The organism is Nostoc sp. DedSLP03, from assembly GCF_034530815.1.
In the GTDB taxonomy this organism is placed as follows: Bacteria; Cyanobacteriota; Cyanobacteriia; order Cyanobacteriales; family Nostocaceae; genus Nostoc.
Map to the genome: position 1 here is coordinate 48,320 of NZ_JAVRCK010000008.1, position 24,115 is coordinate 72,434.

Genomic DNA, 24,115 nt, shown 5'->3' on the forward strand with positions numbered 1-24,115 from the left:
GATAGGTGATAAAATTCAAATAATACATCAAAAGTAAGACTTTTGTACGGCATTGGGTATGGGAAATTGAATCAAAACTGTACTTTTGACCTCTCTCCAAACCTCTCTCCTAAAAGGAGAGAGGCTTTAAATTACTTCCCCCTTCCCGCGTCGGGAAGGGGGTTAGGTCTATCTGCGTACCTCATTCAATTGAAAATAGCTATATCGCTGGAATAACGAAAGCTATGAAGATGCTGAAAAGCTGCTCAGTGAAATTAATATGGTGCAGCTTTGTCTCAAATATGTCTATCAAGATTTAAATCTTCAACAATGCCCAACATCAAGTTGAGAGTTTCAAAATATTCTCTTAAAGGAGCAAAGCTTAATACACTTTTATATAAATTAGGGTCAATTATATTATTTTCTACTGCTTCTTCAATAGCTATGTATATCATGTCATCTACAAAGGAAATATAAATATTTCTATTGGTTTTCTTGCGAAAGGTAACTATTTTATCCATTAAATTAGTAGATAAGACATAGCGTGCTTCTATTTGGTCATCACCATAAACAGTGAAGAGTTTAGCAAATTCTGGGTCTTCTAATTTAATTACCTGTTTCTTAGCATGATTGAGAGCATGAATATTAGCGTTGATAGCTTTTGGTTGAACAATTGTAACAGTCCGCAGATTTTTGTTAAATTTAGCTTTAAAGAATAATCCTTTAAATATTAAACTTGTACGAGTGACTTCATTTCTAAAAATTTCAGCTTCGATTTTTTTATATTCTACAGCCTTGCCGCGTAAAATATTATTAAATATATATGGAACTAATTTAATTAGTCGAAAAATTAAAAAACAAATATAAAATGTAAACGGTAAGAAAAAAGTAAAAAAGTAAAAAATACGGATAATTGAAATTATAAATTGTATGGGAGACTCATGATTAATTATTTTTTCCTTTTTTAAACTCATCAAAAATGTAATATCTAAAGTATTTGTCCAAGAATGCTTTAGTTCTAATTCCGCACAAATATTCGATAAGCAGATATCAACACCATTGACTTTGCCATAAATATAATCATCTTGTACAATTTTGTTCGGTATGATAAGTCCTTTAAATAGTTGACTATGCTGAAAAGAATGTAGACTATTTTTTGCCTGTTTTTGTGAAGAAAAAGTTACATATTTTAGGTTTTTATTTTGATTTATAAAAGTAAATATTATTGTTTTTATTTTTGATTGAAAGCCTGTAGAGAATGTTTCAAATGCACTAGTATAAAACAAGATCCAAAACCAAGTAATTAACATAACAACTACTAAATAATTAAAGAATAAAATAATAAAAGTAAATGGTATTAATATTTTCAAAAACCCAATTTGAAAAAACAAAGTATTTCCATTAGAAACCTCGATATTAGAAGAGATAACTGGGAAAAATATGAGTAGTGCAATTCCCAAAGATAAAAAAAGTAAATGAGCAATAACAATAGATAATAAAACTTGTTTTCTCCGAGATTCAAATACTTTTAATTCACTCAAGAGATTTTCCTGACAAAATACTTTGAATTCCTTTAATGTTTTTGGTGTAAATTTTTCAATAGCTGGTTCGGGTTCTTCTGGCAAGTTTTCGCTTGGTGGTTGTAACTTAACTTGTGATTCGGTGGGGTTTAGTAGAGTCGCAGACACATCAATATCAATAATATTATCTGTAAATAAGTCTGTAAATAAAAGTTGCCTTGCCCATTTTCTTGTTGGTTCGTGTTCATTAATCAGGAGTTGCTGACAAAGAGCGATCGCATGATTAATTTGCCCATTCCCTTGATATGCTTTTATCAGCAACTTATGTGCTTTTAAATATTCTTTTGTATCTGGAGAAGCAGCTTGAAAAAAATAAATTAGTGCTTGAATTGCTTCTGGATAGCATTTTTTCGTAATAGCTTCATATCCAGTGTTTAAAAGTTCAGTCGCTTGTGCAGGAGTAAGTGAACTTTTAGGTGAATTTAGTAATGATTTTTGTTCTGTAGATTTAGCTTCTGGAAATATTTCGGCAAGATAGTACTGTGCTAATATCTGAGTTGTTTGATGTTTACTATTGCTCAATTCTTGGCATAAGTTAATTGCTTTATCAAAGTGTCCATTATAGAGGTAGGCGTCTAAGAGCAATACTTGTGCATATAAATATTCTTTTGTATTGGATTCTGTATTTTTTTGAAAAAAGTTTTCCAATTCCTGAAGTGCTAAGTTGTACTTTTTATATTCTAATAGTTTACTTATTCCGTGTAATAATTGGTGATTTTGTGCAGAATTTGATTTTGACATGATTTTTAAATTTATTTATGATTTATTTCAATAATTACGTTACTTTTTGCTTGTAAATTAGCTCGAAACTGCAATTTTAATTGATATTTCATCCACCAAGCTATAATGTTTGTCGGAAACATTTCTACAGCATTATTATATTCAGTTACGGCAGAGTTATAAAATCTTCTAGCGGCGGAAAGTTGTTCTTCTACTTCACTCAACGAATATTGTAGTTGGATAAAATGATCGTTTGCTTTTAATTCGGGATATGCTTCTACTGCTACGATAATTTTGTTTAACATTCTCGAAATTTGGTCTTCTACGGCAACTCGGCTATTATTGCTTAAGTTTTTTGAAGTGATAGTACTTCTGAGCCTGCTAATTTCTATCAATGTTTTTTGCTCAAATTGCATATATATTTGAGCTAAAGTAACAAGTCTAGGGATCAAATCACTTCTTTTTTGCAGAATTACATCAACACCAGAAAATGCATTATCAACTTGATTCTTTTTATAAATCAAGCTATTGTATAAAGCAATAAATATAATCAACGATAGAATTATAAAAATAATTACAGCAGTCAACATTTAATTGATATAGTTATTTTAATATTATTTATAACTTAATTTAAGATTATCTTAGAATAGTATTTTCTCTAAAAAATATGTGAAGCAGCTATATTTGCTCAGTAAAAATAAGGAGATATTTATTTTATTAAAATTAGTGTTGTCTAGATGCCATACTTTTTTGAGAAGTTGGGAATCTAACTTTTCACGAATGATTTAGGATTGCCACATAGCAGATTTAAGTTATTAATACTAAAAGCTGCTAGTACTATATACATCAGACCGTGTATGCACAAAAATTTATCTTCCAACGTCCAATCAGAATAGACAGATGAGTATAATTATTTGCCCTGGAATTCATGAGCCAGATTTAACTGAAAGCTTTAAAATCGAATTATTAGATATGGTTTCTAATGGCGCGATCGCACACAACCCCACAAATATACTGGTTTATCCGGGTAAAGATGTTTTGGTTTTATCACCATTGCACATTTTGCAGTTTTTGCGCGATTGCTTGACTAACTCATTAAAATCACCAATCATATTCATTAGCTTTAGTGCTGGCGTAGTTGGGGCAATAGGGGCAGCACATTTGTGGCAACTCTTGGGTGGTCGTGTGAAAACGTTTATTGCTATAGATGGATGGGGAGTACCACTACAGGGAAATTTCCCGATTCATCGGATAAGTCATGATTATTTCACTCATTGGAGTTCATATTTACTTGGTAGTGGGCAAAATAACTTTTATGCAGAACCAGCAGTCGATCATTTGTCCATCTGGAAATCTCCCCAAACTGTACAAGGCTGGTGGGTAGATTCATCCATCGAGATTATTCCACCCAAAGGTCGTCTGACAGCAAGTGAATTTTTGCTTATGCTGTTAAAGCACTATGAAGCAAATTAATCCGGACAATGAAGTAAGTAAACAGGAGTTAAAAGTGAGGAGTTAGGAGTTAGGAGTGAGGAGTTAGCGTTTATTCTACCCTCTGCCCCATGCCCCATGCCCCATGCCCCATACCCCATACCCCATCTACCCAAAGTATCTAATGTTTCCAACTGAACCGGCTGCTGTTAATAACGGGTTTAGCGCACTGCTAAAAAACCGTGGTTTTATGCTTCTGTGGATTGGGCAACTTCTGTCCCAATTAGCAGATAAGGTCTTCTTCGTTTTGCTGATTGCTCTGCTGGAGAACTACCCACCGCTTCCTGGGTTGGCACAAAACTCAATGTACTCAACCTTGATGCTGTCCTTTACAATCCCAGCAATTTTGTTCGGCTCTGCTGGTGGCATCTTTGTTGACCGTTTGCCAAAAAAGCTGATTATGGTCGGCTCAGATGTCGTGCGAGGAATATTAACGCTGTGTCTTCCCTTGTTACCACGACAATTCCTGATTTTGTTAATCCTGACTTTTGCTATTTCCACGGTGACGCAGTTTTTTGCACCAGCCGAGCAAGCAGCAATTCCCTTGTTAGTGAAGCGAGAAAATTTGTTGGCAGCTAATGCGCTGTTTAGCAGCACGATGATGGGAGCTTTAATTGTTGGTTTTGCCATTGGAGAGCCGATTTTGAGTTTGGCGAAAAGCTGGATGGGAGAAGAATACGGTCAAGAGCTTGTAGTTGGTGGATTATACATATTATCGGCTGCAATTATGCAGCCAATTAAGTTTAAAGAAGACAAACCTCACCGGGAACATCGGGCATCAAATCACCTTTGGGCTGAATTCACAGAGAGCCTCCGCTATCTTAAGAAAAACCCTTTGATCTTGAACGCTATGCTGCAACTGACAACTTTATATTGTGTGTTTGCAGCCTTAACAGTGCTGACGATTCGATTAGCCGAGGAGTTTGGTCTAAAAGAAAAACAGTTTGGCTTTTTCTTGGCAGCAGCAGGCGTAGGTATGGTCTTTGGTGCGGCAATTTTAGGTCACTGGGGTGATAAATTGCATCGCAAGCCTCTACCTTTAATTGGATTTTTGATGATGGCACTAGTTTTAGGAGTGTTCACTTTTACGCACAACTTGTTGCTGGCGCTAGGACTCTGTGCATTTTTGGGTATAGGTGCTGCTTTAATTGGTGTCCCCATGCAAACTTTAATTCAACAGCAAACACCACCGACCATGCACGGTAAAGTATTTGGCTTTCAAAATCATGCCGTCAACATTGCTCTGGCATTACCTCTGGCGATTACTGGGCCATTAACTGATGCTCTGGGCTTGCGATTTGTACTAGTAGGAATCAGTATTGTTGTCGTGGTTGTCGGTGTTTGGGCTTGGAAAAATACCCGCAATGTCTTGCAAGACGTAATTTAATTAATGTAGGCTAATAATCTAGCTTTATATCTAATATATAAAATTCTCAGAATTTAATTGGACTTTTCCATTAAAATGAAATCTTAACTACAGAATTCAGCATTAACTTTAGCTATAGTCTGAGGTTTGACCGTGCGATCGCTTTCCCCAATTAGTCTCCCACAAATCGAGAATCACAAACAGTCTCGTGCTTCTAGTCCGCCAGTCGTGCCCAAACGTGCATCTGGCGGTTTTGCTCTGCTTGACAGCCTTCATCGCCACGGCGTTGATTATATTTTTGGTTATCCTGGTGGGGCAATTCTCCCAATTTACGATGACCTATATAAGGTGGAAGCAACTGGTGCTATGAAGCACATTCTCGTGAGACACGAGCAAGGCGCAGCCCACGCTGCTGATGGTTATGCCCGTGCTACAGGCAAAGTAGGAGTATGCTTTGGTACTTCTGGCCCAGGAGCAACTAACTTGGTGACAGGCATCGCCACCGCCTACATGGATTCAATCCCGATGATTGTAGTCACGGGACAGGTAGCACGTCCGTCGATTGGTACAGATGCGTTTCAGGAAACTGATATTTACGGGATTACCCTCCCAATCGTCAAGCACTCCTATGTGGTGCGCGATCCCAAAGATATGGCGCGAATTGTCGCCGAAGCATTCCACATCGCTAGCACTGGGCGTCCGGGGCCAGTTTTAATTGATGTCCCCAAAGATGTCGCTTTAGAAGAATTTGACTATGTACCTGTAAAACCAGGTTCAGTCAAGTTACGCGGTTATCGTCCCACGGTGAAGGGAAATCCGCGACAAATTCATGCCGCGATTCAGTTGATTACTGAAAGTCGCCGTCCGCTATTGTATGTGGGTGGTGGTGCGATCGCAGCTGGTGCCCATGAAGAAATCAAACAACTAGCTGAATTATTCGATATCCCTGTCACCACAACCTTAATGGGGATCGGTGCCTTTGACGAACATCATCCCCTCGCTTTGGGAATGTTGGGAATGCACGGCACTGCTTACGCTAACTTCGCTGTTAGTGATTGTGACTTGCTGATTTGCGTCGGCGCTAGATTTGACGATCGCGTTACAGGTAAGTTAGACGAATTCGCTTCCCGCGCCAAAGTAATTCATATCGACATCGATCCCGCAGAAGTCGGCAAAAACCGTATTCCCGAAGTGCCCATCGTCGGCGATGTACGGAATGTGTTGATAGACTTGTTGCGTCGCTGCAAAGAAGCAGGGATTAAGGCTACACCAAATCAAAACCAAGAGTGGCTAAATCTAGTTAACCGTTGGCGCGATGAGTATCCTCTGGTAGTGCCGCAGCATCCCGACAGCATTTCACCCCAAGAAGTAATTGTAGAAGTCAATAACCAAGCACCCCAAGCTTTCTACACCACAGATGTCGGACAACATCAAATGTGGGCAGCACAATTCCTGAAGAATGGCCCAAGGCGTTGGATTTCTAGCGCTGGTTTGGGAACTATGGGTTTTGGCTTACCTGCGGCAATTGGCGCGAAAGTGGCGTTTCCTGATGAAGAAGTCATCTGTATTAGCGGTGATGCTAGTTTCCAAATGTGTTTGCAGGAACTAGGAACGGCTGCACAGTATGGCATAAATGTCAAGACAATAATTATCAACAACGGCTGGCAAGGGATGGTGCGCCAGTGGCAGCAAGCTTTCTATGGTGAACGCTACTCATGCTCCGACATGGAAATAGGGATGCCAGACGTAGAGTTATTGGCAAAAGCTTATGGCATCAAGGGCATGGTAATTAGCGATCGCAGTCAATTAAAAGATGCGATCGCCGAAATGCTGGCACACAAAGGGCCAGTAATCTTAAATGTCCACGTCACCAGAGACGAAAACTGCTATCCAATGGTAGCTCCTGGTAAAAGCAACGCTCAAATGGTCGGCTTACAGAAGCAACCACCGAAAGCGGCAGCCGAGCCAGTGTATTGTAGTCATTGCAATGCCAAAAACGCTCCCACTCACAATTTTTGCGCTGAGTGTGGCACCAAGCTGTAAAGCTTTTTGATAATAATTCAGATTAGAGAGATAGGGGAGCAAGGAGAAGGGAAGCAAGATGCTGTAATTTCCCTAATTCTTGCCCCCTTTCCTCTTACGTAGGCATCCCTTAATCTTCCTAATGATGTTATTTATATTTCTGTTTTAATTGCAGCAAAGCGTTCTGAAAACTACTTTATCAAACTTAGTTTTATTAAAAATTCATATACTTTTTGCTTTAGTTAGTTAAATATGCGAGTGAGAGTTGATTTTAGATAAATCAGTTTTTTTTTAAAATTCAGTAACATTCCTCTTTTATTAAAAAGTTAAATATAAATACAATATTAAAAGTTGTGCTGGCTTAGTTGATTAAAAAACGTCAATTATTCCAGGTGTATCTATTTGCTAACTTTTTTCAGACAGATTCAGTAGTCTTAAAATAACTGCTCTCTTTCTTTTATAAAAGAGAGTTGAGCTTCCTATTGATTGAGAAAAGTAGATTGTTGTTAGCGAATTAATGTACTAAGCATTAATAGTCTGTTCATTTGAAATCGCTGTGTTCAAGTTTATTGGACAACAGCGTTATGACTCTATGGAAAAATTGCAGTTTTATTTCTAACTGAGAACAAACACAACTTCTTTAAGCTTTGAATACTTCTCAACGCATATAATCAATCTCAATCCCTATGCAACAATATATTTCTCATTTGCTCGTACTGGTATTAGGAACAAGTTCAACTTTCCTTGTTACTCCATCTCAAGCTCAAACTCCGGTAAAAACCAACAATCAAAATCTTAAGAATGTTACTTCCATATCTTCAAGTTCACCTTCGGCTACCCAATTAAGTGATTTTACCAATTCTACTAATAGCAAACCATCTCTTCTTTCTGAGGTAACTAATAACTCTTCTGCTACTAATACCAATATAACAGCAAATAAACCTCGTCCACGGGTTCCTATATTCAGCAGAATTTTTCCTACACCTTCGATGCAGCAATAATTAGCGATTAAACATTTAGTTTACTTGCTTGGGTCGATTAAAATTTGCATTCATATATTTTGACCTCTCTCCTTAAAGGAGAGAGGCTTTGAATTGTTACTCTCTAATGCTTGTAGGGAAGGGCTGTTTTTGTTAGCTATATATTGGACTCACTGAGAACCACTATATATATGAGGCATACTCTGATTTGCTTTATGCTTGCAGCTGACAGAGGATTAAGCCAAACCATTGATTTGGATCTCTCCACACATGAAGAGGTAGTAAACCTTGTGCAGTTAGTTGCTCTTTGATAAGATCAAGGTCAAATTTGCGGGAAATTTCGGTGAGGATAGTCTCACCTTGTGCAAAATTAACCTTAAGATTAAGAGCGCGTAATTCTACAATTTGCGATCGCAAGCTGCGTAAATGCATTTCTATTTGATGCTCGCTTTCATTGTAAAATGCTCGGTGTTCAAACTGGGTGGTGTCAAAGTTACCCTCAAACCGTTGATTTAAATGTTCTAGCATATTGAGGTTAAATGCAGCTGTTACTCCCTGGCTGTCGTTATAAGCTGGTTCCAAAATCTCTTTTGGCTTTCGTAAATCTATCCCCAATAAAAAATACTCACCTACTTGTAGAGCATTGGTAATTTGAGAGAAAAACACATCACACTCATCGGTGGTAAGATTACCTAAGCTGCTACCAATAAAACAAATCATCCGACTGGGTAATTGCGTCGGTAGGAGTTTTGCAAGGGCTAATTCATAGGTTCCCGCTAGTGCATAAACTTGGAGTAAAGGATAATCTCCCAATAACTGCTTGGCACTATTTTCCAACATACCTGCACTCACATCAATTGGTAGGTAATGCAGAGGATAGCCTAGTTGCTGATAGGCATCTAGTAAAATGCGGGTTTTACTAGAACTACCACTGCCAAGTTCTACCAATTCACAAACGCCAGTTATCTTGGCAATTTCACCAGCATACTGTTGTAAAATCGTTGTTTCTGTGCGTGTAAGATAATATTCTGGTAAATCACAGATTTGCTCAAACAGATCGGAACCACGGTCATCATAAAAGTAACAAGGGGGTAAAGATTTAGGTGTTTGAGTTAATCCCTTCACTACATCACTCCCAGCACTAGGTGCAACTATTTGAGTCGCTCCTATCAAACGCTCTATCTGTAAGCGTTTTTCAACGCTGCTTTGAGAAGTAACCTTGCTGTTAACAGCTTTAGATATCGACATGAAACCTCCGTTTGCTTGGCGTAATAGGTTACTTTGATAGCAGACCTTTACTCCAATCAGTGAAACACATAGCCATAGTTAATAAAATCATGTTTGAGCAATATAGCTCAAGCTTTCAAGCTATTTCTCAGCATTTTCTCATTAAAATAGTAGCAAGTAAGTGCTTAAGTACTATGTTCTCGCAGCGATAAAGATTTTGATATCAGCAATATCTCCCAAGTACCAGCAAATAGCAGATCGTGTCAGAATGAGGTTGACTAAAGAATGTGGCTTCGTCATATCCTGGAATAGCGCAAAAGTTTTCGAGCGATATTCATCGGAAGCTGGAGAAATAGCCTCTTTCACACTAAATTTACTCAATTTGAATCTCACAGTCTGCTCCCACACTAATGAAACTCTGGACGATGAGTGAGTGTTCTGGTTTATATAGAATATGTTCTAAATAAATAGGCGAACCGAGGTAAGCAAGTAAACGGCACATTATGAATATTCCAACTTCTCTTAACACAATTATTAGGCAACAGCCTTACCCGTTTTTATTCGCCATCATTAGTGGTTCCCACTTATATGGCTTTCCCTCACTAGATTCTGATTATGACTTGCGTGGTGTGCATATTTTACCAGTTCAAGAAGTAGTGGGATTACAGACTAGAAATGAAACTATTGAAGTTTCAGAAGTTCGCGAATCTTTAGAAATTGATCTGGTAACTCATGATGTCAAAAAATTCTTTTTGATGCTACTTAAAAAGAATGGTTATGTGTTGGAACAATTGTATTCTCCTTTAATATTAATAACCTCACCTGAGCATGAGGAATTGAAAATTATTGCTAAAAATTGTATTACCCGTCATCATAGCTACCATTATATTGGTTTTGCCGCAACACAATGGAAACTTTTTGAGAAAGAACATACACATCGAATTAAACCATTACTTTATGTTTACCGAGTTCTATTAACTGGGATTTATCTGATGCAAACAGGAGTAGTTGAGTCTAATTTAGTTAAGCTAAATGAGGTTTTTAATTTACCCTATGTTTCTGATTTGATCTCCCAAAAATTAACAGATACAGAAAAGTCTATTTTATCAGATGCTAATGTAGCTTTTTATCAAAGAGAATACGAACGTCTGCATAATGAGTTACAAGATGCATATCAATCTAGCTCATTACCTGAAGCACCTTCAGCTAATGCAGATTTGGATAATTTGTTAATACGCCTGAGAACAAAGAGCTATAAATAATAACCTTTGAACTCCTCACTACTAGCCTTTTAAAAAAAAATAAATTTAGAAATTAAAAATTATGCGTTATTTATAGGTAACGGGATTAATTTATTTGTATGCACCTTGTTAAAATTATGATTTATCAATTGACCAATTTTACTTTTTGGAAATATTTTTGTTGAAAATATACTGTAAAGACAAGATAAATGAGTCTCTAAAAAATGAAGTTAAGAGTTAAAAACTCCTAACTCCTAACTTTTTTACAATTTCAAATTCCAAGCAGCAAAAGCTAAAACACCCCAACCTGCGAGAAAGGCTGTGCCGCCTAGTGGTGCGATCGCTCCCAAGGATTTAATACCGGTTAAGCTAAGGGCGTACAAGCTACCTGAGAAAATAGCAATGCCAATGATAAATAGCCATCCACTAGCTACGAGTGTGGGTTGAGGCAACTCAGTACGACTAATTAGTATTGCTACTAGAAAAAGTGCCAGAGCATGATACATTTGGTAACGAGCGCCAGTCTCAAAAATTTCTAGCGATCGCTCACTAATCTTTTCCCGCAGGGCATGGGAAGCAAAAGCACCAGCAGCAACCGACAAACCGCCTAAAATGGCAGCTACGCTCAAAAAAATCTGCGTCATTAGACCTAGCCGTAAGTTAAAGATCGTCATTGGTCATTGGTCATTAGTAAATAACAAATGACAAAGGACTAATGACAATTAGACATCAAAATGATATGATACAGCCCCTTCTTCGTTTACCTTAAAATTTGCATTGAATTCTTTAGCTTTTTCATCTAAATATTGTCTGGCGTGGGCTGCGGGTAATTGTGACTGGATGGCAAAGCCTAAAACAGTTACGCGCCCGTGATTTTCTTGTAGCATCTCATAAAAAATCGATTGCAGGCGATCGCTAACTTGTTGATTAATTGCCTTTTTCTCCTGCCGACTTTGACGGTACAATCCCAATGCTAACCACGTGCCCAGTGTTAGGGTAGGGACACCAAAAATTAGACCACCAACAGCAGCATTATTATCTTCATAAGGGGCATTGGGTGCGTTAAAGTCATACTCACCCGCCGGTATTGGGATGGCTTTAGGTGTAGCGAATTTTTCTAGTGCCGCTGTTGCTGATAGAGTTACAAACATGAATCCGAGTGTCAGTAGCCAACCGGCAGCTAATTTTTCAGCAGTTTTCATAGTTTCACTTCAGATTTACACTTTGCTTGCGATTTTAACCTGACTTTCATAAAGGTTCCAATATATCAATTAACCTGACTTTTCACGTTATGTGGAAAAGTCTACCAAAAACCTAACCCCCTAACTTCCTTTCCGACGCAAGAAGGGGAAAAATTCAAAGTCTCTCTCCTTTTAGGAGAGAGATTTAGAGAGAGGTTTTTCAGATACCGTGAAAAGTCAGATCAATTAACTCCCAGTTACAGTTTTTTAGCTTTTACACAATATTTTTTGCCTACGTAGACTATACTCACCACTCATGATTGGAATGGAGTGGCGAGGACGGCATTAAGATGTAATTGGATTGTGGTACAGTTCCTTAATACGATCCTTCTGGTGGGGAAATATCAGATCCGACAGTCACACCAGTATTATTAATAGATTTAATCCCCGGTTTAACAGTAGGGGATTGTTGTTTTAACGATTGTAAAACAGAAGAAGAGCTATCTTGCTCAGTTGATATATTGGTATTTGCTTGTTGCTGGGACATCAAAGCTAATCCTCCCATTGCACCAGCAAGAAGAGCTGTATAACCTACATATAAATGCGTCGGACGAATTTCCAATCCCATTCCTTTTTTAGATTGGTACGAAAGAGGCTGAGTTACTGGTATAGCTGCTTGTACAGGCAAAGAAGCAGCTAAAGCAACACCATTAAGTCCTAAAGCATCTCCATAACGTCGTATAAATCCACGTACAAAAATGTCATCTGGCAATTCTTTCGAGTTACCGTTTTCTAATGCATCTATCAGTTCAGTTCGGATATGAGTGGAAAGCTGGATGTGGTCCAAATAAAGCCCTTTAGACTGACGGGTTTTTTGGAGTTGTTGCCCGATTTGACGTAGGCACACCATACGTTGTTGGTCTGCTTGCAAGGCAAGTTCTGCTTGAGAAATTCTCTGATGATTCAGCAATTGCAGTGGTTTTTTCCACAGCGAGTTTTCTGCTGCATTTTTAGAGGATTGCTCCTGTTGAGTGCAATACTCCTGCTGTATCTCTGATGAAGAATTGACTGTTTCCGTGGCTTGCTTCGTATCTGTAGCTGTTTCAACTTTTTGATCTTGTTGGGCAAATTGTCGAAATGCTAAACCGATCGCTTCTCTACCTACGGCTTTTAATAAATCTTGAGCTCGATCTGTTTCTGAACCTATTAACTTCTGCACAATCGCTAAAGCACGTCGATAAACTCGGCTACGATGCAGTTGCACTTCTATTTCTCCTAAAAGCGATCGCAACTCATCTTGAGAAATTTCAATTTTTGGATTGCCCAGAATTTGCAAATAGTGTACAGGAGTAGTAACCATTGTGAAAACCTTTTATATTAACTTAATCAAAGAAATTTACAATCATATCTTCACTATTTTTCCTAACTTCACCTTGGTTTTCCGGATATTAATTGTATAATTTAAATTTTTTAATCGATCGTCACCACTGGAACAAACCCATAATAAATGCAGTCACGAACGTAAAAATGATACTGGCATCTCTGTGAGAAAAAACCTTGAGTGCGTACCATTTGCAAGTAACCGGAATCTCAAGGTAGACTGAGCCTGACTCTGAGTCTAGTCTAATTGAATGCGATCGCAATAACTAAGTACTGTAAAAATCATGTAGTGGTTTATGACCGTATGGTATGCTCGTGCAGTAAATAATTACTGTTAGCATTAGCCATGAACCCTGAAGCAGTTGATCGCAGCTTTCTCACACCTCTAACTTTTATTCAACGTAATGCTAAAGTCTATAGTCATAAAGTTTCTATTATATATAATCAAAAACGCTTCACTTACAGGGAATTTGCAGAGCGGATCAATTGTCTAGCCTCAGCACTGCATCATGCTGGACTTGAAAAAGGCGATCGCGTCGCTTTTTTTTGTTTCAATACTCCACCCATGTTAGAAGCCCATTTTGCTGTGCCTTTAATAGGTGGAATTCTCGTATCTATTAATACTCGTTTGGCTTCCCAAGAAGTTGCTTATATTTTAAATGATTGCGGTGCTAAATTTCTTTTTATTGATACAGAGTTAGCAAATATAATTCGGCCTATTCAAAATAGTCTCAAAACTGTTAAGTATATAATCAATATCAGCGATAATCAAGGATTTGAACCGATAAATGGAGAAGATTATGAAGCATTTATCCAAACTGGCGATCCTACTCCTTTGCCTTGGGTAATTACAGATGAAATGGATACGATTTCTATTAATTACACTAGTGGAACTTCTGGTAAACCCAAAGGTGTAATGTATTCTCATCGCGGAGCATATATTAACTCTTTAGGAGAAATAATTGAAACAACACTAACACCTAACTCGGTTTATTTATGGACTCTGCCGATGTTTCACTGCAATGGTTGGTGTTTTACTTGGGCGGTAACTGCTATTGGTGGTACTCATATTTGTTTGCGTAAGTTTAACCCTGGTAATATCTGGAAGTTAATTCAACAAGAAGGGGTAACTCATTTAAATGCTGCACCTGTAATTTTAATTTCTCTCCTCAATCATCCAGACTGTCCGCAATTATTAGCAAAACCTCTAACTATCACGACAGCAGGCGCACCACCATCACCAATATTAATTGAAAAACTTACTAAAATTGGCGCAAAAATTATTCACGTTTATGGTTTAACAGAAGTTTATGGCCCATATAGTGTTTGTGAATATCAATCAGATTGGAATAATTTAAATATTGAAAAACAAGCAAAACTTATAGCACGCCAAGGCGTACCTTATATCGGTGCAGATGGTTTGCGAGTTATAGATCGAAATATGCATGATGTCCCGGCGGACGGTGAAACAATGGGGGAAGTGGTGATGCGGGGAAATATGGTGATGACAGGCTATTATAATGACCCAGAAGCAACTGAAAGGGTATTTAGCGGAGGATGGTTTCATAGCGGTGATTTAGCAGTAATGCACCCTGACGGTTATATTGAGGTGCGCGATCGCATGAAAGATATCATCATTACAAATGGAGAAAATGTCTCTAGTATTGAAGTTGAACAATGTCTTTACCGCCATGAAGCCGTGTTAGAATGTGCAGTCATTGCTGTACCTCATGCCAAGCGTGGTGAAGTGCCAAAAGCTTTTGTTACCCTCAAAGAAAACGCGCAAGTTACAGCACAAGAATTAATCCAATTCTGCCGCGATCGAATTGCTGCTTTTAAATGCCCTACGACAATTGAATTTACGACTCTGCCAAAAACTAGTACTGGTAAAATTCAAAAGTATCTTTTACGAGAAAAAGAATGGATAGGTTATGAAAAGAGGATTTATGGCAGTTAGTTGCGATATCTAAATTCACTGCCAAGTTTACTTGATATTGTTATTGAAGGATATAAGCGGCTGAAGTTGCGAATCAGGCAAGGACTCCACAGCACTGGTCTGTTCTACATTGAGTTAGTCAGTCTCACGCTGGGATAGCTGTTGCTAGATGTTTTTTCAGCTTTCCTGTAACCAACACCAATTAGACAGCTAGGACCTACAAAGGCGATTTTATCAAGAATTTTTAAGAGATTAACATTTTTCAGAAAAGGAAAGACCTAATGCTGAAGTAATACCCAAAAGTTCAGAATCATAGATTTTGTAGTTTACACACACTCTAGTGTCTGAAAACCTTACATGGTAAAGTCTCTGATGTACTTTATCCATATCGAAACCTAATTATTAGTTTTTCAATTTTTTGAAGGAGAGGAAAATGAAGAAGTTCAGCTGTTTGATGATTGTGGGGGCAATATTGTCGATTAGTGCGCCGGCTGTGGCTGAAAGTCGTGCCGTTAATATCAGTATTGGCAGTATTGGTGGTTCCTTAGATAATGCTGCTTTGCGAACAGTTCGTCAGGTTATCGGGTCTGCTGTCGGCACTAGTACCGTCGATAAATTCATTGTATATAGTCCCAGGGCTGGATCTATTCCCATCGAAGGAGGTTTATCTGCTTGTGCTGAAGCTGGCTTCGGGATCAGCAATGCAACATTTAATGCTTTTGTCCAGCAGTTGCGTTCAATTAATCCCAAACCAGGGACTTTCTACAATCTAGAACTTACCGCAAGCTGCAAACTGAAATAAGACGTTTGCACTCAAGCACGGTAGGATGGGCTGAGGTACTAAGCCCATCCATTGAGTTACAGTCCACGCGATCGACGCAAAACTCCATATTTTTAAATTGGAGATGTAACATCAATGTTGATTTAAATCAGCGTCAAAAAGCGACTAAATTAGTTGTATCAGCCTCTAAACTCAATAGTGCAGAGACTTCCAGCATAAAACAAAAAAGAATGTCAAATTGAAGCGCATTTTTGGGAGCAGAGAAACAATATGTCTAATGTGAACATTGCAAAAGGTAGCTGCCTGTGCGGAGTAGTAAACGTTTCTACAACCCGTATGAGCGATCGGGTAGAAGCATGTCATTGTAGTATGTGTCGCAACTGGGGTGGAGGACCTTTGTTAGTAGTTGACTGTGAAAATGATGTTAGCTTCTCTGGTGAAGAATATATCGAAGTTTATCAATCTTCAGAATGGGCAGAGCGTGCATTCTGTAAGAAGTGTGGTAGCCATCTATTTTACAAATTCAAACAAAATAACCAGCATTTCATACCCGTTGGACTATTCGATAGCTGTGAAGGTCTTGTTTTCGATCGTCAGATATTCATAGATGAAAAGCCCAAATATTACTGTTTTGCCAATGAAACCAAGAATCTAACAGGGGCGGAGGTATTTGCACAGTTTGCACCGCAATCACAGCAGTAAAGATTGGAGTTACTTTTTAGCATATCTGTGATATCTGAGCAATTATTGTCAGGAAAGCCTTGGTAAATGCCTTAACTTGTAGAAAATGCTAAACCTCCGGTTAAGGCATATTCCTAAACCTTGATACAGTTCAGATCCTTGTCCTGGAAAGATTGCCAATAGAGCAGGCGCTAGGGGCGCAAGGCCTTGCGCCCCTATGACAGGTGTACAGGTGTGGTTCAAATACATGAAAACTGCTGTAGAGTCACTTTTACGCAGACATCAGGTCAATTGGAGTCCCAAGGGACTTCTGCTGGTATATTCCAGCACTTTCCTAAGCTCCCAGCGACACAGCTTTTCTAGCAATATTTCTTTGTCGCTGCTAAAAATTCAAGACATTTATTTGCTTGTATGCTTTAGCCCAAAATTGAGTCTGAATCAAGTTCCAACTGATGTTTGAGCAATTCTTGGTAAGTATTTTCCCGAATTATCATCTGCTTATAGAGCATAAGCAAAAACTCTTGAGCTTGTTCGCGGGACATCTGTTGCACAACGTCTGCAAAAGCTCTAAGGCGAAATTCTTGTTCTAAAGATAATGTAATGGGTTGATTCATCGCAGGATCAATCGCCCAACTAGGCGAAAACTAAAGGGTCAATATTGACAATTTTGAGAAGAAGCTTTCATACCTAGCTGCTGTTAGCAGTAATACACTCATCAAGCGACCTACTGAGTATTGCCTTACTTAGCGGTATCAAACTAAATATGAACTTATGTTAATTAGTATAACAAAATATTTACAAACGTGAGACGATCGCATATTAATGCTTTAGTACATCCTGTGTCACTGATACCCCAAATATCCGAGTAATCATTTGTAATGAATCCTTACACTATCCTTAATCAGACAGGACTTCAGCGTGTTAGTGATGGCATGACCCGCCCCCTACTAGAAAATTGCGAACCTGCCTCATATATCCTTGTTTTAGTCTGGCCCCAACTTGGGGATTTTGATAGTCTTGAATATGCGTGGTGGTTACAGCGCGAAGCTAAAAAATTGTCAGATGAAAAACTCGCTATTCGTGCAGTGGGAATTGGTAATCGCGCCTCTGGAATAAGATTTTGTGAATATACAGGATTTCCACCGGAAAATTTATTTGTTGAACCTAATGGAGAACTACATCACCAACTCAAACTTTATTCAGGTCTCAATTTTCCTCTCCCTGGACTTTCCCCTGCTCAGAAAGCTTGGCTAAATTTAGTGTTAATGTGTGCAGGCTTTGGAAGTCCTGGAACGCTAAGAGAAGTTTTTCGGGGATACAGGGGAGATCGTCAAGCCCCTCAACTCATTGAAGATGATGAAATTATTCAAGGTACTCCTCTACCTGCTTTTAAAGGGTCGTTTTTTCAATTAGCTGGCGGAAGTGGGTTTCAACGTCCCTTTGAATTGGCTACTCTACGGCTACGGAATATGGTTGAAGTTCTCAGCAATTGGCAGACTTATGTACCTAATTCTGCTTACTTAACTCAGCGTGGTGGAACTTTTCTGTTTGATACCAAAGGCCAGTTACTTTACGAACATCGAGATCCAGGAATTTTAGGTTTTGCTGCTAATATGAGTCAGCCTCTATCATTTTTATCCTCAATCGAAACGGAATTAACTGGGCTTGGGAATCAATTTTAATCTTTGCTGTAGTTTTACAGTATCAGCATATTTGAAAACTTCTTCAATATGATTGGCTTTTTTTGTTTGTATGCTTAAATAAATTGTTCTATCCCGATCAATCGTAACCTCACTATTTTATCCTGCGCTTGCATCTATTCCCCAATATGATTTTCCTGGCAATAGTTACAGATCCAAAGAAGAACTGATAAACCAGTTAGTTTTAGTTACTCGCGTCAGATATCCATTTGTTACCATCTCTAAACGCTTTGTGATATGGTCTGAATATCCCAAAGACAAAGACAAATCGGTTTCTCCTAATTGCTGGATCTGGGAGGTCACAATCGTCGGATGCAAGGCATCGCAAAATCAAATAAGGAAATATTATTATCAGGCGATTGATGCTGAATCGAGAAGACTGATAACCCAATCTTCGCTTAAAGAAGACAAACAGTTTGTTGGGGTACAAACCGACTGTGGTATGGGGCATCGGTGAGAGTATAATAAGATAAAGCGCATTTTGTCAATCAGTATTCAGAATGAATTTTGACTCCTGAATTCTGAATTATGCTGAAAATTGAGATAAGTAAAGACTTTCTAAAGACGCTTGAATTTCATTTGTACGAAGTGGTCTTCCAGTAGGAAAATAGATAAAGGAGTAGTAACCATCAAGCTATATGTTTGAAATTATGGTGTTAAATCATTTCTTGTTAAAAGAGCCTGCTTCGGTATCTCATCAATACTCCGAGCACATCAATCTACTTTTGTAAATCTAAAATCTGCTCTAAAAGAAGCTCTAATGGGTGTAAAAAATGATTCGTAATTGATAATGACGCTTGCGGACTCGCTAACGTAATTCGTAGTTGTAATCACTGCTTGCTCTGTACTCTCTTAATTACGAATTACGAATATAGCAAGTAAGGATAGATAAAATGTCATTTATTATGCAAACTTCTGGAACTCTTACTGGTTTAGATATCTTAGTCGTTGAGGATGATGATGATACTCGCTTTTTTATCACTACTGTCTTGGAAATGGATGGAGCAACAGTTATAGCAGTGATATCAGCAGCAGATGCACGCAATGTATTGTCTGAATTGCAACCCGATGTTTTAATTAGTGATATCGGGTTGCCTGGGGAGGATGGCTACACTTTCATCTCCAAATTCCGGGCGCTTAAAGCAAATAATTGTTGTGGACGAATCCCGGCTATTGCTTTAACAGCCTTTGCTGATAGTGAGGCTCGTATCCGTGCTTTGGAAGCTGGTTTTGACACTCATATATCTAAACCGATCGCTCCAGAAGAACTAGTTGAGATAGTGGCTAATTTGGTTGCTTCTTGTCATTGGTAATTATTCTCTGCGGTCTTGATAATCTTCAGAAGACTTTGGATCTAACTCCCAGCGATCGCCATCACGATCCTCTAAAATATCGTTGGTATGCAGAAATTCCGAATCAGCCATTTCTAGCCCCACTGCTGCTTCTAGGTCTTCTGTGACATTTTGATCGGGAGTGGAAGTACTACCACCAACAGCTTCATCTCCAACTGCATCTGCATCTTGCCAATAGGCATCGACATCCCCACCAGTCAGTTCGGGACTAGTTTCTGTGTACTCGTCTCTTTCATCCTGCATAGAGCGTCCGCCAATATTGTATCCTGGCAAGTCTTTCACACCAGTACCGTAGGATTCGGTAATCTCTTGTGGCAAATCATTACTTTTAATTTTGTCATTATGATTTTTTTCTGCCATAATACTAGCCCTTTCTGCATTCTCACAATAACGTTTTTTTGTTACAAATTTGTCTAACTAGAGGTGTATAGCTAAGAAAATAATCTATCCCTTGGGTACGACGCAAAACTAGCGATCGCACCATAAGATTGTAGCTATGAATTCATGGTCAAGGAACTTGTAGTTGAAGTTATGAGTGAAAAGTTATTAAACCGAAATTATTCATTGGCGAGCTTTTCACTCATAACTATTTCTTGTTTGGCAAAAATAGGCAAACAAAAATTAAATTTTGATGATAAGTTTAGCATTTTCACTCGTATTCATACTTTTTATCTAAATGCTAAACAACCAATTAAACACTCAAACTTATTTGAGTAGTAAAGGCAGATCGGATGATTGATAAGTAATTTAAAATTATTTATTCAATAAATAATCTGCTTATTTAACTTTTGTTGTAGTTAGTTGAAAGACTAGAGAAATAAAAACGTAATTCCATTTTATGACTGAACATAACAATAACTCCGGTAATAAAAAAGTTGCTATCCTAATCGAACAAGCAGTAGAGGATGCAGAATTTACAGTTCCATATAATGGATTAAAACAAGCAGGAATGGAGGTAGTAGTCCTTGGTTCCCGAATGAATGAAAAATATAAGGGTAAACAAGGCAAACTTAGTATAGAAGCCGACGGTACCACAACGGAAGCGATCGCAGCCGAATTTGACGCGGTGATAATTCCCGGTGGGATGGCTCCCGATCGAATGCGGCGGAACATCAACACAGTACGTTTTGTCCAAGAAGCTATCCAACAAGGAAAATTAGTCGCCGCTGTTTGTCACGGGCCACAAGTTTTAATTGAAGGCGACTTGCTCAAAGGTAAACAAGCCACTGGCTTTAGCGCTATTGCCAAAGACATGATTAACGCAGGCGCAAAATATATAGATGAGCCATTGGTAGTTGATGGGAATTTGATTACATCCCGCGAACCTGGAGACTTGCCAATTTTCACCACAGCTATATTAAGCCGTTTGGGTTATGGTGGCAAAGATGCGGCATTACCAAATGAAAAAGACACAAGTGCTGAATGGTGGAAACTGGCTGATGCTTGGGGTGGCTCAACTAAAGGTGAGATCGTCAAAGGTTTAAATACTGCCCTTACTGGCGAACGTTATTCGCTAGAAGCATTTGAAAACTACTTGCAAAAGGAATCAGATAACGAAGTTAACTCAGTCTTTCAAGAAATAATTACTAATAAACAGCGCCACATTCAAAAACTGGAAACTTCTCTTCAGCTATTGGGTGAAAAACCGTCTTTAGGGGCAAATATTGCTAATCAGTATGCCAAGGTAAAAACTGCTTTGACAGGAAGTGACGATATATATCAGTTACGTTCTGCGTTGGGGGATGTGCAAACTGGTATCGGCGATATTGGCAATTTGTGTGCAATGTACACTGACCCAGTAGCAACAGCTATTTTCAAAGAAATTTACCAGGATTTATTGAAATACGAACAGCGATTGGCACAGTTGTATCGGGCGCGCATAGGTGGGCAGATACAGCCTCCTAAGCCGACTACAGAGGCTGCTGTGTCAATGTAAGGTTTTTTGAGACGGCTACCGAAGAGGCGCAAATAACACACAAGAAAGAAGAGGGTATTTGCGCCTCTATGGTGAATTTACAGTAATGGAGATATAAAAAGTGACTTCAACATCAGGGGATAAATCAAGTACAAACCAGCCAGAAGCTAGTGAAGTAGAGCGTTGGGCATCCCTTATCGGTGGCGGTGCGATGGTGCTGATGGGTTTAAGGCAAGGTTCATTGCGAGGAGCGCTGACGGCTTTAGCTGGTGGCGGTTTGCTTTATCAAGGTGCAACCAAGCAAAGCACAATCCAGAAAGCACAGGAAGCAATAGGTCTAAACCAGCCTATCAAAGTTGAAAAGACGGTAACTATCAATAAATCGGCAGAAGAATTGTATCGCTTTTGGCACGACTTTGAAAATTTGCCTACATTTATGAAACATCTTAAATCTGTCAAGGTGTACAACGAAAAACGTTCTCATTGGATTGCCAATGCACCTTTGGATAATACAGTAGAATGGGATGCAGATATTCTCGAAGACCGAGAAAATGAATTTATTTCTTGGGCTTCTGTAGAAGGTGCAGATGTTGATAATTCTGGTTTTGTTCGCTTTAAAAAAGCACCAGGCGATCGCGGCACGGAAGTCAAGGTTGTTTTGGAGTATAACCCACCAGGTGGAGCATTGGCAGCTACCGTAGCTAAACTTTTTGGCGAAGAACCAGAACAGCAAATTGGTGATGAATTGCGCCGCTTCAAAATGCTAATGGAAGCAGGTGAAATTGCCACCACCGAAGGTCAACCTTCTGGACGCAGCTAGTTATTTGTTCTTTGTCCTTTGTCATTTGTCCTTTGCCTAAAGCGAATGACCAATGACTAATAATTCGGTTTTGCTCAGTACAAGTGACCAATGACTAATGACCAATGACTAAGGACTAATAATTATGAAAGCAGTTTGCTGGAACGGTGCTAATGATGTGCGGGTGGAGACAGTACCAGACCCGACAATTCTTAACCCCCGCGACGCGATTATTAAAATTACTTCCACGGCGATTTGTGGCTCCGATTTACATATTTATGGCGGCTATATTCCTACAGTGCAACAGGGTGATATTATTGGTCACGAATTCATGGGGGAAGTCGTGGAAGTTGGTAGAGGAGTCAACAATTTAAAAATAGGCGATCGCGTTGTTGTTCCTTCCACAATTGGCTGTGGTAATTGCAATTATTGCCAACGTGATATGTGGTCGTTGTGCGATAACTCCAATCCCAATGGTTGGATTCAAGAAAAATTGTTTGGCAATATTACCTCAGCCATTTATGGCTACTCCCATATGTTGGGTGGTTATGCAGGCGCACAAGCCGAATATATCCGTGTACCCTTTGCTGATGTGGGTGTCGTCAAAGTTCCGCCAGATTTGCCGGATGAGATGTTGTTATTCATCTCCGACGCTATTCCCACAGGTTATATGGGTGCAGAATTATGCGATATCCAACCGGGTGATACTGTAGCCGTTTGGGGTTGCGGTGCTGTTGGACAGTTTGCCATGATTAGCGCCTACATGATGGGAGCCGAAAAAGTGATCGCAATAGATCGCTTTCCCGAACGCCTGGAAATGGCGAAAAAGTTTGCCAAAGCAGAAGTGATTAACTACGAAGAAGTTAATGCTGGCGAAGCGTTGAAAGAGATGACTGGTGGTCGTGGGCCTGATGCTTGCATCGATGCAGTGGGTTTAGAAGCACACGGCGTTGGTTTAGAAGACTTCTACGACCAGACAAAACAAAAGCTCAGATTGGAAACCGACCGTCCTCACGTTCTGCGGGAAATGATGGTCGCCTGTCGTAAAGGCGGGACTCTTTCAATTATGGGTGTTTATGGTGGTTTTGTAGACAAAATACCATTGGGTGCAGCCTTTAATAAAGGCCTAACCTTCAGAATGGGACAAATGCATGGACAGAAGTATATGCATTTGTTATTGCAGATGGTTTTGGATGGAAAACTCGATCCTTCCTTCGTTGTCACCCATCAATTACCTCTAGAACAAGCACCTCACGCCTACCACATCTTTCAACAAAAAAAGGATAACTGTATCAAAGTTGTTCTTAAACCCTGAATGATCAATAGTCATTTAAGGTTTTGAATTGTATACCCAACATAATGCAAATGAGGTTTTTTATGAATCGACTAAGTTCTTGGTTACGAAATATTCGCATTTCCCAAATCCTTGTAGTTTTCCTCGTAGGATTTATGTTCTTACTAGGTCAAGCTTTTAGCTACACTAACATTGCACTGGCTAATGTTAACACTCCAGAGGGTACTTATTACAAAGGAGTACCAAATGAGCAAGGTGAAATTAGAAACGATACCCAAATCAATAATACCCAGAAATCACAAAATCCAATAAAAGGTGCTGTTGATAATATCCGCGAAAAGTTAAACTTGGATGAAAAACCTCCTGAAGCTACAAAAGAGTTTTTCGATCCTAGTACAAATAGAAGCGGAGATCAAACTTCATCATACGAAGGAAGTAGAGAAGGTTATTATCGCACTCCTTCTAAGAACTAACTCAGAGATAGCAGCTA

Annotated in this window: 23 protein-coding genes and 1 pseudogene; 14 read left to right on the forward strand and 10 right to left on the reverse strand. The window is 39.0% G+C overall.

Annotation, left to right across the window (positions count from 1 at the left end; translation table 11 throughout):
* Positions 1-275: 275 nt before the first annotated feature.
* On the reverse strand, positions 276-2,300 hold the full coding sequence (locus RM368_RS05795; protein WP_322693180.1) for a DUF3137 domain-containing protein: 2,025 nt from the start codon (positions 2,298-2,300) through the stop codon (positions 276-278).
* A gap of 11 nt (positions 2,301-2,311) precedes the next feature.
* Positions 2,312-2,869 (reverse strand): LemA family protein, encoded by a 558-nt coding sequence (locus RM368_RS05800; RefSeq protein ID WP_322693181.1) that lies wholly within the window; start codon positions 2,867-2,869, stop codon positions 2,312-2,314.
* 310 nt (positions 2,870-3,179) lie between these two features.
* Between RM368_RS05800 and RM368_RS05805 the strand changes: the two genes are divergently transcribed.
* The 4 genes from RM368_RS05805 (at position 3,180) to RM368_RS05820 (ending at position 8,159) form a co-directional block, all read left to right on the forward strand.
* Entirely contained in the window at positions 3,180-3,752 is a 573-nt protein-coding gene (locus tag RM368_RS05805; protein WP_322693182.1) for a hypothetical protein, read from the forward strand.
* 142 nt (positions 3,753-3,894) lie between these two features.
* Entirely contained in the window at positions 3,895-5,157 is a 1,263-nt protein-coding gene (locus tag RM368_RS05810; protein WP_322693183.1) for an MFS transporter, read from the forward strand.
* Between the two features lie 126 nt (positions 5,158-5,283).
* Entirely contained in the window at positions 5,284-7,179 is a 1,896-nt protein-coding gene (ilvB, locus tag RM368_RS05815) for a biosynthetic-type acetolactate synthase large subunit (protein ID WP_322693184.1), read from the forward strand.
* Positions 7,180-7,844: 665 nt separating this feature from the next.
* Positions 7,845-8,159 carry a hypothetical protein gene (locus RM368_RS05820; RefSeq protein ID WP_322693185.1) on the forward strand — a complete coding sequence of 105 codons (315 nt, stop codon included), beginning with the start codon at positions 7,845-7,847 and terminating at the stop codon, positions 8,157-8,159.
* A gap of 192 nt (positions 8,160-8,351) precedes the next feature.
* Here the strand turns inward: RM368_RS05820 and egtD are convergent, their stop codons facing one another.
* Both egtD and RM368_RS05830 read right to left on the reverse strand, forming a co-directional pair.
* Positions 8,352-9,386: an L-histidine N(alpha)-methyltransferase gene (gene egtD / locus RM368_RS05825; protein WP_322693186.1), complete on the reverse strand. Its 1,035-nt coding sequence runs from the start codon at positions 9,384-9,386 to the stop codon at positions 8,352-8,354.
* 391 nt (positions 9,387-9,777) lie between these two features.
* Positions 9,778-9,867 (reverse strand): annotated as a pseudogene (locus RM368_RS05830) (class II glutamine amidotransferase); the annotation flags it as partial.
* A 1-nt stretch (position 9,868) separates the two neighbouring features.
* Between RM368_RS05830 and RM368_RS05835 the strand changes: the two are divergent.
* The gene (locus tag RM368_RS05835; protein WP_322693187.1) at positions 9,869-10,627 is read left to right on the forward strand and encodes a DNA polymerase beta superfamily protein; all 759 of its coding nucleotides are present in this window, start codon (positions 9,869-9,871) and stop codon (positions 10,625-10,627) included.
* Between the two features lie 242 nt (positions 10,628-10,869).
* On the opposite strand, the gene RM368_RS05840 is transcribed toward RM368_RS05835, so the two are convergent.
* The 3 genes from RM368_RS05840 to RM368_RS05850 form a co-directional block, all read right to left on the reverse strand.
* Positions 10,870-11,250 carry a DUF423 domain-containing protein gene (locus tag RM368_RS05840; protein WP_322693262.1) on the reverse strand — a complete coding sequence of 127 codons (381 nt, stop codon included), beginning with the start codon at positions 11,248-11,250 and terminating at the stop codon, positions 10,870-10,872.
* A 78-nt stretch (positions 11,251-11,328) separates the two neighbouring features.
* Positions 11,329-11,808 (reverse strand): hypothetical protein, encoded by a 480-nt coding sequence (locus tag RM368_RS05845; RefSeq protein ID WP_322693188.1) that lies wholly within the window; start codon positions 11,806-11,808, stop codon positions 11,329-11,331.
* Between the two features lie 355 nt (positions 11,809-12,163).
* Positions 12,164-13,147, reverse strand: a complete 984-nt coding sequence (locus RM368_RS05850; RefSeq protein ID WP_322693189.1) for a helix-turn-helix domain-containing protein — start codon at positions 13,145-13,147, stop codon at positions 12,164-12,166.
* 366 nt (positions 13,148-13,513) lie between these two features.
* Here RM368_RS05850 and RM368_RS05855 point away from each other — a divergent pair, with 366 nt between their 5' ends.
* From RM368_RS05855 to RM368_RS05865, 3 genes are all read left to right on the forward strand, one after another.
* Positions 13,514-15,124 (forward strand): acyl--CoA ligase family protein, encoded by a 1,611-nt coding sequence (locus RM368_RS05855; protein ID WP_322693190.1) that lies wholly within the window; start codon positions 13,514-13,516, stop codon positions 15,122-15,124.
* 412 nt (positions 15,125-15,536) lie between these two features.
* Positions 15,537-15,905 (forward strand): hypothetical protein, encoded by a 369-nt coding sequence (locus tag RM368_RS05860; protein ID WP_322693191.1) that lies wholly within the window; start codon positions 15,537-15,539, stop codon positions 15,903-15,905.
* A 249-nt stretch (positions 15,906-16,154) separates the two neighbouring features.
* Entirely contained in the window at positions 16,155-16,586 is a 432-nt protein-coding gene (locus tag RM368_RS05865) for a GFA family protein (protein WP_322693192.1), read from the forward strand.
* A 395-nt stretch (positions 16,587-16,981) separates the two neighbouring features.
* Here RM368_RS05865 and RM368_RS05870 read toward each other — a convergent pair whose 3' ends face one another.
* Positions 16,982-17,179: an NblA/ycf18 family protein gene (locus tag RM368_RS05870; RefSeq protein WP_322693193.1), complete on the reverse strand. Its 198-nt coding sequence runs from the start codon at positions 17,177-17,179 to the stop codon at positions 16,982-16,984.
* A 264-nt stretch (positions 17,180-17,443) separates the two neighbouring features.
* Here RM368_RS05870 and RM368_RS05875 point away from each other — a divergent pair, with 264 nt between their 5' ends.
* Positions 17,444-18,247 carry a peroxiredoxin-like family protein gene (locus RM368_RS05875; protein ID WP_322693194.1) on the forward strand — a complete coding sequence of 268 codons (804 nt, stop codon included), beginning with the start codon at positions 17,444-17,446 and terminating at the stop codon, positions 18,245-18,247.
* A 165-nt stretch (positions 18,248-18,412) separates the two neighbouring features.
* Here the strand turns inward: RM368_RS05875 and RM368_RS05880 are convergent, their stop codons facing one another.
* Entirely contained in the window at positions 18,413-18,568 is a 156-nt protein-coding gene (locus RM368_RS05880) for a hypothetical protein (protein WP_322693195.1), read from the reverse strand.
* Between the two features lie 590 nt (positions 18,569-19,158).
* Between RM368_RS05880 and RM368_RS05885 the strand changes: the two genes are divergently transcribed.
* Entirely contained in the window at positions 19,159-19,578 is a 420-nt protein-coding gene (locus RM368_RS05885) for a response regulator (RefSeq protein ID WP_322693196.1), read from the forward strand.
* Here the strand turns inward: RM368_RS05885 and RM368_RS05890 are convergent, their stop codons facing one another.
* Positions 19,579-19,977: a DUF6335 family protein gene (locus tag RM368_RS05890; protein WP_322686197.1), complete on the reverse strand. Its 399-nt coding sequence runs from the start codon at positions 19,975-19,977 to the stop codon at positions 19,579-19,581.
* Positions 19,978-20,455: 478 nt separating this feature from the next.
* Here RM368_RS05890 and RM368_RS05895 point away from each other — a divergent pair, with 478 nt between their 5' ends.
* The 4 genes from RM368_RS05895 to RM368_RS05910 all read left to right on the forward strand — a co-directional run bounded on the left by RM368_RS05895 (position 20,456) and on the right by RM368_RS05910 (position 24,098).
* The gene (locus RM368_RS05895) at positions 20,456-21,553 is read left to right on the forward strand and encodes a DJ-1/PfpI/YhbO family deglycase/protease (RefSeq protein ID WP_322693197.1); all 1,098 of its coding nucleotides are present in this window, start codon (positions 20,456-20,458) and stop codon (positions 21,551-21,553) included.
* Positions 21,554-21,653: 100 nt separating this feature from the next.
* Positions 21,654-22,352 (forward strand): SRPBCC family protein, encoded by a 699-nt coding sequence (locus RM368_RS05900; protein WP_322693198.1) that lies wholly within the window; start codon positions 21,654-21,656, stop codon positions 22,350-22,352.
* A 124-nt stretch (positions 22,353-22,476) separates the two neighbouring features.
* Positions 22,477-23,646 carry a zinc-dependent alcohol dehydrogenase gene (locus tag RM368_RS05905; protein ID WP_322693199.1) on the forward strand — a complete coding sequence of 390 codons (1,170 nt, stop codon included), beginning with the start codon at positions 22,477-22,479 and terminating at the stop codon, positions 23,644-23,646.
* A 62-nt stretch (positions 23,647-23,708) separates the two neighbouring features.
* A complete protein-coding gene (locus RM368_RS05910; protein WP_322693200.1) occupies positions 23,709-24,098 on the forward strand; it encodes a hypothetical protein in 390 nt (129 codons plus the stop codon).
* The last annotated feature ends 17 nt before the right edge of the window (positions 24,099-24,115 follow it).

Excerpts from the sequence above, each read along its gene's own strand:
- RM368_RS05860 (WP_322693191.1), top strand. The coding sequence starts at position 15,537 with ATGAAGAAGTTCAGCTGTTTGATGATTGTGGGGGCAATATTGTCGATT.
- RM368_RS05885 (WP_322693196.1), top strand. The coding sequence starts at position 19,159 with ATGTCATTTATTATGCAAACTTCTGGAACTCTTACTGGTTTAGATATC.
- RM368_RS05845 (WP_322693188.1), bottom strand. The coding sequence starts at position 11,808 with ATGAAAACTGCTGAAAAATTAGCTGCCGGTTGGCTACTGACACTCGGA.
- RM368_RS05865 (WP_322693192.1), top strand. The coding sequence starts at position 16,155 with ATGTCTAATGTGAACATTGCAAAAGGTAGCTGCCTGTGCGGAGTAGTA.
- RM368_RS05795 (WP_322693180.1), bottom strand. The coding sequence starts at position 2,300 with ATGTCAAAATCAAATTCTGCACAAAATCACCAATTATTACACGGAATA.
- RM368_RS05850 (WP_322693189.1), bottom strand. The coding sequence starts at position 13,147 with ATGGTTACTACTCCTGTACACTATTTGCAAATTCTGGGCAATCCAAAA.
- RM368_RS05840 (WP_322693262.1), bottom strand. The coding sequence starts at position 11,250 with ATGACGCAGATTTTTTTGAGCGTAGCTGCCATTTTAGGCGGTTTGTCG.
- RM368_RS05800 (WP_322693181.1), bottom strand. The coding sequence starts at position 2,869 with ATGTTGACTGCTGTAATTATTTTTATAATTCTATCGTTGATTATATTT.
- egtD (WP_322693186.1), bottom strand. The coding sequence starts at position 9,386 with ATGTCGATATCTAAAGCTGTTAACAGCAAGGTTACTTCTCAAAGCAGC.
- RM368_RS05895 (WP_322693197.1), top strand. The coding sequence starts at position 20,456 with ATGACTGAACATAACAATAACTCCGGTAATAAAAAAGTTGCTATCCTA.
- RM368_RS05855 (WP_322693190.1), top strand. The coding sequence starts at position 13,514 with ATGAACCCTGAAGCAGTTGATCGCAGCTTTCTCACACCTCTAACTTTT.
- RM368_RS05810 (WP_322693183.1), top strand. The coding sequence starts at position 3,895 with ATGTTTCCAACTGAACCGGCTGCTGTTAATAACGGGTTTAGCGCACTG.
- RM368_RS05870 (WP_322693193.1), bottom strand. The coding sequence starts at position 17,179 with ATGAATCAACCCATTACATTATCTTTAGAACAAGAATTTCGCCTTAGA.
- RM368_RS05875 (WP_322693194.1), top strand. The coding sequence starts at position 17,444 with ATGAATCCTTACACTATCCTTAATCAGACAGGACTTCAGCGTGTTAGT.
- RM368_RS05910 (WP_322693200.1), top strand. The coding sequence starts at position 23,709 with ATGAATCGACTAAGTTCTTGGTTACGAAATATTCGCATTTCCCAAATC.
- RM368_RS05835 (WP_322693187.1), top strand. The coding sequence starts at position 9,869 with ATGAATATTCCAACTTCTCTTAACACAATTATTAGGCAACAGCCTTAC.
- RM368_RS05890 (WP_322686197.1), bottom strand. The coding sequence starts at position 19,977 with ATGGCAGAAAAAAATCATAATGACAAAATTAAAAGTAATGATTTGCCA.
- RM368_RS05905 (WP_322693199.1), top strand. The coding sequence starts at position 22,477 with ATGAAAGCAGTTTGCTGGAACGGTGCTAATGATGTGCGGGTGGAGACA.
- RM368_RS05805 (WP_322693182.1), top strand. The coding sequence starts at position 3,180 with ATGAGTATAATTATTTGCCCTGGAATTCATGAGCCAGATTTAACTGAA.
- RM368_RS05820 (WP_322693185.1), top strand. The coding sequence starts at position 7,845 with ATGCAACAATATATTTCTCATTTGCTCGTACTGGTATTAGGAACAAGT.